This is a genomic window from Pseudomonas sp. NPDC089530 (assembly GCF_050280705.1).
In the GTDB taxonomy this organism is placed as follows: domain Bacteria; phylum Pseudomonadota; class Gammaproteobacteria; order Pseudomonadales; family Pseudomonadaceae; genus Aquipseudomonas.
Genome location: NZ_JBNNVU010000134.1, coordinates 1 through 10,191, shown reverse-complemented (window position 1 = coordinate 10,191; position 10,191 = coordinate 1). Strand labels below are relative to the sequence as shown.

At 58.3% G+C, this 10,191-nt stretch carries 8 protein-coding genes and 1 pseudogene; 1 reads left to right on the top strand and 8 read right to left on the bottom strand.

Features of this window, described 5'->3' with window-relative positions:
• From tpiA to rlmE, 5 genes are all read right to left on the bottom strand, one after another.
• Window positions 1–736, bottom strand: a 736-nt coding sequence (gene tpiA, locus ACQKQA_RS28315; protein ID WP_427564520.1) for a triose-phosphate isomerase, incomplete at its 3' end; no start/stop codon positions are given.
• Between the two features lie 66 nt (window positions 737–802).
• Window positions 803–2,140 (bottom strand): phosphoglucosamine mutase, encoded by a 1,338-nt coding sequence (gene glmM, locus ACQKQA_RS28310; protein ID WP_427564519.1) that lies wholly within the window; start codon window positions 2,138–2,140, stop codon window positions 803–805.
• A 16-nt stretch (window positions 2,141–2,156) separates the two neighbouring features.
• Complete coding sequence (gene folP, locus ACQKQA_RS28305; protein WP_427564518.1) at window positions 2,157–3,008, bottom strand: dihydropteroate synthase; 852 nt, start codon at window positions 3,006–3,008, stop codon at window positions 2,157–2,159.
• A gap of 8 nt (window positions 3,009–3,016) precedes the next feature.
• On the bottom strand, window positions 3,017–4,921 hold the full coding sequence (ftsH, locus tag ACQKQA_RS28300; protein WP_427564517.1) for an ATP-dependent zinc metalloprotease FtsH: 1,905 nt from the start codon (window positions 4,919–4,921) through the stop codon (window positions 3,017–3,019).
• 200 nt (window positions 4,922–5,121) lie between these two features.
• On the bottom strand, window positions 5,122–5,751 hold the full coding sequence (gene rlmE, locus ACQKQA_RS28295) for a 23S rRNA (uridine(2552)-2'-O)-methyltransferase RlmE (RefSeq protein WP_075117813.1): 630 nt from the start codon (window positions 5,749–5,751) through the stop codon (window positions 5,122–5,124).
• A 107-nt stretch (window positions 5,752–5,858) separates the two neighbouring features.
• Here rlmE and ACQKQA_RS28290 point away from each other — a divergent pair, with 107 nt between their 5' ends.
• Window positions 5,859–6,167 (top strand): YhbY family RNA-binding protein, encoded by a 309-nt coding sequence (locus ACQKQA_RS28290; protein WP_427564516.1) that lies wholly within the window; start codon window positions 5,859–5,861, stop codon window positions 6,165–6,167.
• Window positions 6,168–6,179: 12 nt separating this feature from the next.
• Here ACQKQA_RS28290 and ACQKQA_RS28285 read toward each other — a convergent pair whose 3' ends face one another.
• The 3 genes and pseudogenes from ACQKQA_RS28285 to carB form a co-directional block, all read right to left on the bottom strand.
• On the bottom strand, window positions 6,180–6,584 hold the full coding sequence (locus tag ACQKQA_RS28285; RefSeq protein ID WP_427564515.1) for an MFS transporter: 405 nt from the start codon (window positions 6,582–6,584) through the stop codon (window positions 6,180–6,182).
• Window positions 6,585–6,612: 28 nt separating this feature from the next.
• Window positions 6,613–7,089: a transcription elongation factor GreA gene (gene greA / locus ACQKQA_RS28280; RefSeq protein WP_427564514.1), complete on the bottom strand. Its 477-nt coding sequence runs from the start codon at window positions 7,087–7,089 to the stop codon at window positions 6,613–6,615.
• Window positions 7,086–10,139: pseudogene (gene carB / locus ACQKQA_RS28275) on the bottom strand (carbamoyl-phosphate synthase large subunit); the annotation flags it as partial. The pseudogene carB and the gene greA, both read right to left, overlap by 4 nt.
• Window positions 10,140–10,191 lie beyond the last annotated feature (52 nt).

The window sequence follows — 10,191 nt, the reverse complement described above, 5'->3', positions numbered from 1 at the left end:
GATGAGTTGCCTGGGGGGCGCCTGGGTGCTGTGGGGCTTCGGCGTGGCAGCGATCTCCGACCGGTTCGGCGAACAGCTCGACCGCATTGGCCGCCTTCACGCTGCCGCCGTATAGAAGCCGCACACCTCGTGCCACTTCAGAATTCTCTGCCGCCAACTGCGCCCGGATGGCTGCATGCACATCCTGAGCTTGCTGCGGCGAAGCCGTCAGCCCGGTACCAATAGCCCAGACCGGCTCGTAAGCGATAACAGCATTGGCAAACGCACCAACACCCAACTCTTCGATGATGCTGCCCAACTGACGCCCGACAACCTCAAGGGTTTTCCCGGTCTCGCGCTGCTCAAGGGTTTCCCCTACACACAAGACCGGTTTCAAACCACAAGCCTGTGCCGCTGCGAATTTGCGATTCAGCGTACCGTCACGCTCACCCATCATCAGGCGACGCTCGGAATGCCCAACCAACACCAGGGAACAACCTGCATCCACCAACTGACTCGGAGCGATCTCTCCTGTCAGCGCACCTTGCATCGCCTCCACCGCAGAATTCTGCGCGCCGACCGAAATCGACTTGCCTTTCAAGCCATCAATCACTTGATTGATATACAAGCAAGGCGGGAATACCGCGACATCAACACCGCTAGGCAAGGCCAGATGACGCAGGCCGTTGATCAGCTCAGCGACGCTGGCGCGGGTACCGTGCATTTTCCAGTTACCAGCTACCATAGGGCGACGCATGCTGTACCTCGTCGGTCAAAGTGGGCGCAGATGTTACCCAACCGCATCAACACTGGCAAGCCGAAATCAGGCAGAAACTTCTGCAACCAGTTTTGCGAGCTCATCGGCATAGCCACGAACCAGAGCCTCATCGTCACCTTCAACCATGACGCGAACCAAAGGCTCGGTACCCGATTTGCGCAGCAATACCCGTCCACGCCCCGCCATCGCGGCCGTGACACGCGCACAGGCCTCCTTGACCGCCGGATGCTCAACAGGATTGGCACCACCACCAAAGCGGACATTGACCAGAACCTGCGGACACTTGCGTAACGCCTGACGCGACTGCGCCAGCCCTTCATTGCGCCGCTTCATTGCCATCAACACCTGCAAGGCAGCAATGATCGCGTCCCCCGTCGTGGTGTGCTGGAAGCAAACGATATGACCGGAGTTTTCCCCTCCGACCTGCCATTGGCGCTCGAGCAGCTCAGCAATGACATAACGATCGCCAACATTGGCGCGAATGAATGGAATACCCAGGTCAGCCAAGGCCAATTCAAGCCCCAGGTTGCTCATCAAGGTACCGACCACACCGCCTTGCAGCTTGTTACGCTCGTGCATGTCCCGAGCGATGATGAACAGCAGTTCATCGCCATCAACAATGGTGCCGGTATGATCGACCATCAACACCCGGTCGCCATCACCGTCAAAGGCGATCCCCAGATCGGCGTGCTCAGCCAGAACAGCAGCCTGCAACTGCCCCATATGGGTCGAGCCGCAGTCATCGTTGATGTTCAAGCCATTAGGTTGGGCAGAGAGCACCACAACCTCAGCCCCCAACTCACGGAATACGCTTGGTGCCACCTTGTAAGTCGCACCATGAGCGCAATCGACAACAATCTTCAGCCCCGCAAAGCTGGTACTGGAAGGTACGCTGCTCTTACAGAATTCGATATAGCGGCCCGAGGCATCATTGATACGCGAGACCTTGCCCAACTTGCTCGACTCCACCACCGTCATCGGTGCATCCAGCAACTCCTCGATCATCAGCTCGACTTCATCCGGGAGCTTGGTGCCTTCACCCGAGAAGAACTTGATGCCGTTGTCATCATGAGGATTATGCGACGCACTGATCACGATCCCCGCCTCAGCATGGAAAGTGCGGGTCAGGTAAGCGATAGCAGGAGTGGGCATCGGGCCCAGCAACATCACATCCGCGCCAGCAGCAGACAGGCCCGCCTCAAGCGCGGACTCAAACATGTAACCGGAAATCCGCGTGTCTTTACCCACCAACACGCGGCAGGCGCCCTTGCTGCGGAAAGCCATGCCCGCAGCCCAGCCCAGCTTGAGCATGAAATCGGGGGTAATCGGGTACACACCCACACGACCGCGAATGCCGTCGGTGCCAAAGTATTTCTTGCTCATAAGCGCTCCATCATTCTTATTCGGCTGATTCTACAGCTGCAATCATCCGCACAACATCCACCGTCTCAGCCACATCATGAACTCGCAGGATCTTCGCCCCCTTAGCCATCGCCAAAGCAGCAAGAGCCAGCCCGCCATGCAGGCGCTCTCCAACAGGGCGGTTCAGCGCCTGACCGATCATGCTCTTTCGCGAAACCCCGACCAGCAGGGGGCGACCAAGGGCATGCAGGGCATCCATATGCTTGAACAGGCTCAAGTTGTGCTGCAGGGTCTTCGCGAAACCAAACCCTGGATCCAGGATGATTCGCTCCGCTCCGATACCAACCGCTGCACATTGAGCCATACGTTCAACCAGGAACTCACCCACCTCCCTGGTGACATCCTCATACTGTGGATTGTCCTGCATATCGCCAGGCTCGCCGAGCATATGCATGAGGCAGACAGGCAAGCCGGTGGCCGCTGCAGCATCCAGCGCACCATCACGCTGCAACGAACGGACATCATTGATTAGTCCGGCGCCCAGGCGCGCAGTTTCACGCATGACCGCAGGAGTGGAGGTATCGACCGAGATAACGACATCCAGTTCACAATGGATGCGTTCGACAATAGGAGCGACACGCTCAAGCTCTTCAAGCGGCGATACTGCTCTCGCACCAGGACGAGTGGACTCGCCCCCTACATCGATCAGAGTCGCGCCTGCGAGCACCATCGCCTCGGCATGGCGCAAGGCAGCATCAAGCTGACTGAAGCGACCACCGTCGGAGAAGGAATCGGGAGTTACGTTAAGAATGCCCATAACATGCGTATGGGCCAAATCAAGAACCCGGTTGCCGCAAGGCAACCGGGTCGAGGACGACGAAGAAGTCATTTCAAACCTTAGTGGTCAGCAGCCGGGCCGCCGATCGGGGTCTCTGGACGCTCATTCTGTACCGCCGGTGGTGTGGTACCCGAACCGCCCTCCCAATCGCGAGGCTCGCGAGGGGTACGACCCGCCATGATGTCGTCGATCTGCTCGGCATCGATGGTTTCATACTTCATCAAGGCATCGGCCATTGCATCCAGCTTGTCGCGGTTATCCGTGAGGATCTGCTTGGCGGTGCCGTAGCACTGGTCGATGATACTGCGGACTTCAGAGTCGATCAGCTTGGCTGTTTCTGCAGACAGGCTGGCATGCTGAGTACCGGCGCTGCGCCCTAGGAAGACCTCGCCCTCTTCTTCTGCATACATCAAAGGACCCAGCTTCTCGGAAAGCCCCCACTTGGTCACCATGTTCCGCGCGATCTGGCTGGCGCGCATGATGTCATTGGAGGCACCTGTAGTTACGCCATCAAAGCCCAAGGTCATTTCTTCGGCGATACGACCGCCGTAGAGCGAGCAGATCTGACTGATCAGCGCACGCTTGGAAAGGCTGTAGCGATCCTCCTCCGGTAGGAACATGGTCACACCCAGCGCGCGACCACGGGGAATGATCGAAACCTTGTAGACCGGATCATGCTCAGGAACTACGCGCCCGACGATGGCGTGACCCGCCTCGTGATACGCGGTGTTCTGCTTTTCTTTCTCGGACATGACCATGGATTTGCGCTCCGCACCCATCATGATCTTGTCTTTTGCCAGCTCGAACTCTTTCATCTCGACAATGCGCTTGCCACTGCGAGCAGCGAAGAGCGATGCCTCGTTCACCAGGTTGGCCAGATCGGCACCCGAGAAGCCGGGGGTACCACGAGCGATAACAGCCGGGGCGACATCTTCACCCATCGGCACTTTACGCATATGGACCTTCAGAATCTGTTCACGACCACGAATATCCGGCAGACCAACCACGACCTGACGGTCGAAGCGACCAGGGCGCAGCAGCGCCGGGTCCAGCACATCGGGACGGTTGGTAGCGGCAATAACGATGATACCGTCGTTCATTTCAAAGCCATCCATCTCGACCAGCAACTGGTTGAGAGTCTGCTCGCGCTCATCATGACCACCACCCATGCCGGCACCACGATGGCGACCAACGGCATCGATCTCGTCGATGAAGATGATGCACGGCGCATGCTTCTTGGCTTGCTCGAACATGTCGCGAACGCGGCTGGCACCGACACCGACGAACATTTCGACGAAGTCGGAACCCGAGATAGTGAAGAACGGCACCTTGGCTTCGCCTGCGATGGCCTTGGCCAGCAAGGTCTTACCAGTACCAGGTGGGCCCACCATCAGTACGCCACGTGGAATGCGGCCGCCCAGGCGCTGGAACTTGCCTGGATCGCGCAGGAACTCTACCAGTTCACCTACTTCTTCCTTGGCTTCGTCACAACCCGCAACGTCAGACAGGGTGGTTTTCACCTGATCTTCGGACAACAGGCGCGCCTTGCTCTTGCCAAAGCTCATCGGCCCGCCCTTGCCACCGCCACCGCCCTGCATCTGCCGCATGAAAAACATGAAGACCGCGATGATCACCAGGATCGGGAAGCTGGCGACCAGCAGTTGGGTCCAGATGCTTTGCTGCTCAGGCTGCTTGCCTTCGATGACTACGTGGTTATCCACCAGATCGCCAATCAGACCGTTATCCTGAATCGCAGGACGAATGGTCTTGAAGCTGTCGCCATCGTTGCGCTTGCCGGTAATCACATAACCATCAACGGCTACGCGCTCGACCTTGCCATCCTTAACTTGCTGGATGAAGTCGGAATAGTTGAGGGTCTGCGGCTCGTTAGGGCTGGAGAAGTTGTTCATCACCGTCACCAGGACAGCCGCGATGATCAACCACAGGATCAGATTCTTTGCCATATCGTTCAATTAACTACCCTCTGAAGCACGCTCCGCTGCTGGCGCGCGCTTCGCATGATATTCACCGACCTAACTTACTACATTACCTACAGCTCTGGCAGGCGCTGTCTGTAACCCTTTGTGAAACCCAGATTACACAATATTCGCTTAAGCCCCCGGGGCGAAATACGAAAAAACTATCAACCCGGTCAAAAACATCGCTACTCAATACGCCCGCGGAAGCCACGCCCCAGCAGATATTGCTCGCGAGAACGATCACGGGAAGAACTCGGTTTACGCATCACCACCTTGTCGAACATCTTGCGAACGTTCTTGTGGTACTCGTCGAAACCTTCTCCCTGGAAAATCTTAATCAGGAAGTCGCCACCGGGACGCAGAACCCGCCCCGCCAAATCAAGTGCCAATTCACACAGAAACATCGCGCGGGGCATATCTACTGCGGGCGTACCGCTCATATTGGGGGCCATATCGGAAATCACAAGGTCGACCTCGGAATTTCCGACCGCCTCAAGGATCCGGGCCAATACCGCATCTTCAGTAAAATCGCCCTGGATAAAGGTCACATCAGGAATGCTATCCATCTCGAGGATGTCGGAAGCGATCAACCGCCCCTGCCCACCAATCAGACGACTGGTCACCTGCGACCAGCCACCTGGCGCCGCCCCCAGGTCGATCACACTCATCCCAGGACGGATCAGGCGGTCCTTTTCCTGGATCTCCAGCAGTTTGTAGCTAGCACGCGAACGATACCCATCTTTTTGCGCCATTTTGACGAACGGGTCGTTGAAGTGCTCTTTCAGCCAGTTATGGCTTGTCTTGGAACGGGCCACGGGCCACCTCAAAAAATAAAACGGGTCGTGATTAACTGGGCGGTCCCGGACGCGCTCGGGTAAACTGGCCGCCGCTTTTTTACAAGATCAGACGCAGGGGTCAGATTATGCCGCTCACTCAAGAGCAGAAGAAACAGTACAAATCCATTGGCCACCATCTGAAACCAGTATTGATTGTGGCTGACAACGGTTTGACCGAAGGTGTGTTGGCCGAGCTTGAACGCGCCTTGAGCGATCATGAACTGATCAAGATCAAGCTCAACATTCTCGAGCGCGAGTCCCGCCTGGAAGCCATTGCAGAACTGTGCAAGGCCGGCAAGGCGGACCTGGTGCAGGTCATCGGCAAAATGGCGTTGGTTTATCGCAAGAACGCCAAGGTAAACAAGCAACTGTCCAACGTCCATCGTTTCCACTGACGTCGGCGAGGGTCAAGGGTGCGCTTCGCGCGCCCTGCCACTCCATCCTGGCACCGGCTGCAATACCAGCACCAGGCCGGAAAATCCCAAGACAAGATAACTGAACAATTGCCAGCGCTCGGCATCCGGCAGCCCGATGCGCACCACGAAATACATCGCGCACGCATACAGCGCCATCAACAGCAACTGTCCACGCATATCCCGCCACAGACTCACCAGCCCTTCAGCACGTACCAACACCAGCACCTGAAGAGCGATGCACACCGCCGAAAAACCAACCAGCAGCGCACTCAGCATATTGCCGATCTCGTCGATCAGCAGCGGCGCCAGGCCAACCTGGCCGAGCGCCGGCAACAAACCGACATGCAACAACCACACACCACCAACCCACAACATCTGGGTCAGTTGCCAAAGCATGGCGCCTGCATTCAGCAGGCGCCCTTGCTTAGATGTGGCGGACTTCGACAATCTCGTACTCGATCACGCCGCCAGGCGTTTTAACGACAACCACATCACCCTCTTCCTTGGCGATCAAGGCACGGGCAATCGGCGAACCAACGGAGATCTTTCCAAGCTTGATGTCAGCCTCATCCTCACCAACGATCTGGTAAGTAACGCTTTCATCGGTCTCGACATTAGCGATTTCGACGGTGGTGCCGAAAATCACCTTGCCGGTATGCGCAATGGTCGTCACATCGATAACCACCGAGTTCTGCAGACGACCTTCGATGTCACGGATACGCGCTTCAACCATCCCCTGCTCTTCGCGGGCAGCATGGTATTCAGCGTTTTCCTTGAGGTCACCGAGTTCACGGGCCTCACCGATGGCCTGGCTCAAACGCGGCCGCTCGACCTTGCTGAGAAACGTCAACTCTTCCTCCAGGGCCCTGGAGCCCTGGACGGTCATTGGGTATTTATTCATGCCTTCAATCCTGCGTGTAGATCCTGCAAGCGGCGCACGGTCTTCTCGGGACCGAACTTCAGCGCTTCGCAGATCGCTTCGCCAGCAGCAATGGTAGTCGTGCAGTAAATCTTGTGCTGCAGGGCGTTACGACGAATGGAGTAGGAGTCGGCGATCGACTGACGACCTTCGGTGGTGTTGATGATCAGCGTGACTTCGTCATTCTTGATCATGTCGACCACATGCGGACGCCCTTCGGTCACCTTGTTCACACGACGCACCTTCAGGCCCGCCGCCTCGATCAGCTTGGCGGTACCGGCAGTGGCGACCACTTCGAAGCCCAAGCTGATCAGGTCGCGAGCTACGCCCGCAACCAGTGGCTTGTCGTCGTCACGCACACTGATGAAGGCGGTACCACCGGTCGGCAGCACTTCGCTGGCGCCCATCTGAGCCTTGGCGAAAGCCTCGCCGAAGGTATCACCGACGCCCATCACCTCACCGGTCGACTTCATCTCTGGGCCGAGGATCGGGTCGACACCAGGGAATTTGGCGAACGGGAATACCGCTTCCTTGACGCTGTAGAAGTTCGGAATGATTTCCTTGGTGAAACCCAGCTCTTGCAGGGTCTTACCGGCCATGACGCGCGCGGCGATCATTGCCAGGGAAACACCGATGCACTTGGAAACGAACGGCACGGTACGGGAAGCACGCGGGTTCACTTCGATGACGTAGATCTGCTCACCCTGCAGGGCCAGCTGTACGTTCATCAGGCCAACCACGCCCAGCTCCAGCGCCATCTTCTTGACCTGTTCGCGCATCTCGTCCTGGATGTGCGCAGGCAGCGAGTACGGCGGCAGCGAGCAAGCGGAGTCACCGGAGTGCACGCCAGCCTGTTCGATGTGCTGCATGATCGCACCGATGACCACGTCCTTGCCGTCGCAGACCGCATCCACGTCCATCTCGATGGCGCAGTTGAGGAAGTGGTCCAGCAGAACCGGGCTGTCGTTGGACACTTGCACCGCTTCACGCAGGTAGCGCTTGAGCTCTTCTTCTTCGTAAACGATTTCCATCGCCCGGCCGCCCAGTACATAGGACGGACGCACCACCAGCGGATAACCGATCTTGGCCGCGGCACGAATCGCTTCGTCTTCGCTACGCACGGTGGCGTTTGGCGGCTGGCGCAGGTTCAGGCGCTCGACCATCTGCTGGAAGCGCTCACGGTCTTCGGCACGGTCGATGGCGTCAGGGCTGGTACCGATGATCGGCACACCGGCCGCTTCCAGAGCACGAGCCAGTTTCAACGGAGTCTGGCCGCCGTACTGGACGATCACACCTTTCGGCTTCTCGACGCGAACGATTTCCAGCACGTCTTCCAGGGTGACTGGCTCGAAGTACAGGCGATCAGAGGTGTCGTAGTCGGTGGAAACGGTTTCCGGGTTGCAGTTGACCATGATGGTCTCGTAACCGTCATCGCGCAGGGCCAGCGCCGCGTGCACGCAGCAGTAGTCGAACTCGATACCCTGACCGATACGGTTCGGACCGCCGCCCAGGATGATGATCTTGTCGCGACCCGATGGCGCTGCCTCACACTCTTCCTCATAGGTCGAGTACAGGTAGGCGGTATCGGTGGCGAACTCGGCCGCGCAGGTGTCGACGCGCTTGTAGACCGGGAACACTTCCAGCTTCTGGCGATGAGTACGCAGGTTCTTCTCGGTCACCCCCAGCAGCTTGGCCAGACGCTGGTCGGAGAAACCTTTGCGCTTGAGGCGGAACATCAGGTCGCGATCGATGGCCGACAGCCCCAGGGTCTTGACCTTCTCTTCTTCCTTGATCAGATCTTCGATCTGCACCAGGAACCAAGGGTCGATCATGTTCATGCCAAAGATCTGCTCAACAGTCATGCCGGCACGGAAGGCATCAGCCACGTACCAGATACGCTCGGCGCCCGGCACGGTCAGCTCGCGCTTGAGCACGCTCATGCTTTCCGGGTTGCTCAGGTCGAGCTTTGGATCCAGGCCGCAAACGCCCACCTCCAGACCGCGCAGGGCTTTCTGCAGGGACTCCTGGAAGGTCCGGCCGATAGCCATGACTTCACCCACCGACTTCATCTGAGTGGTCAGGCGCGCGTCGGCCTTGGAGAACTTCTCGAAGGCGAAGCGAGGCAGCTTGGTCACAACGTAGTCGATGGACGGCTCGAAGGACGCCGGGGTCTTGCCGCCGGTGATGTCGTTGGACAGCTCGTCCAGGGTGTAGCCCACAGCCAGCTTGGCCGCGACCTTGGCGATCGGGAAGCCGGTCGCTTTCGAAGCCAGGGCCGAAGAACGGGATACCCGCGGGTTCATCTCGATCACTACCATGCGACCAGTGTTCGGACAGATGCCGAACTGGACGTTGGAGCCACCGGTTTCCACGCCGATCTCACGCAGTACCGCCAGGGAGGCGTTACGCAGGATCTGGTATTCCTTGTCGGTCAGGGTCTGAGCTGGAGCCACGGTGATCGAGTCGCCGGTATGCACGCCCATCGGGTCGAAGTTTTCGATCGAGCAGACGATGATGCAGTTGTCCTTCTTATCGCGGACCACCTCCATCTCGTACTCTTTCCAGCCGATCAGCGATTCGTCGATCAGCAGCTCTTTGGTCGGCGACAGGTCCAGACCGCGGGCACAGATCTCTTCGAACTCTTCGCGGTTGTAGGCGATACCGCCACCGGTACCGCCCATGGTGAAGGACGGACGAATGATGCACGGGAAGCCCAGTTTCTCGAGAACCGCGTTGGCTTCGTCCATGCTGTGGGCGATACCGGAGCGCGGGCACTCCAGGCCAATTGCCTTCATTGCAGTGTCGAAGCGGGAACGGTCTTCGGCCTTGTCGATGGTGTCGGCGTTGGCACCGATCATTTCCACGCCGAATTTCTCCAGAACGCCTTCGCGCTCCAGGTCCAGGGCGCAGTTCAGCGCGGTCTGGCCACCCATGGTCGGCAGCAAGGCGTCCGGACGCTCTTTTTCGATGATCTTGGCAACGGTCTGCCACTTGATCGGCTCGATGTAGGTCGCGTCGGCCATGGCCGGGTCAGCCGCCATGTTCGGCCATCAGTCGGCTCAAGCCGCTCACTTGGCGCTCGGG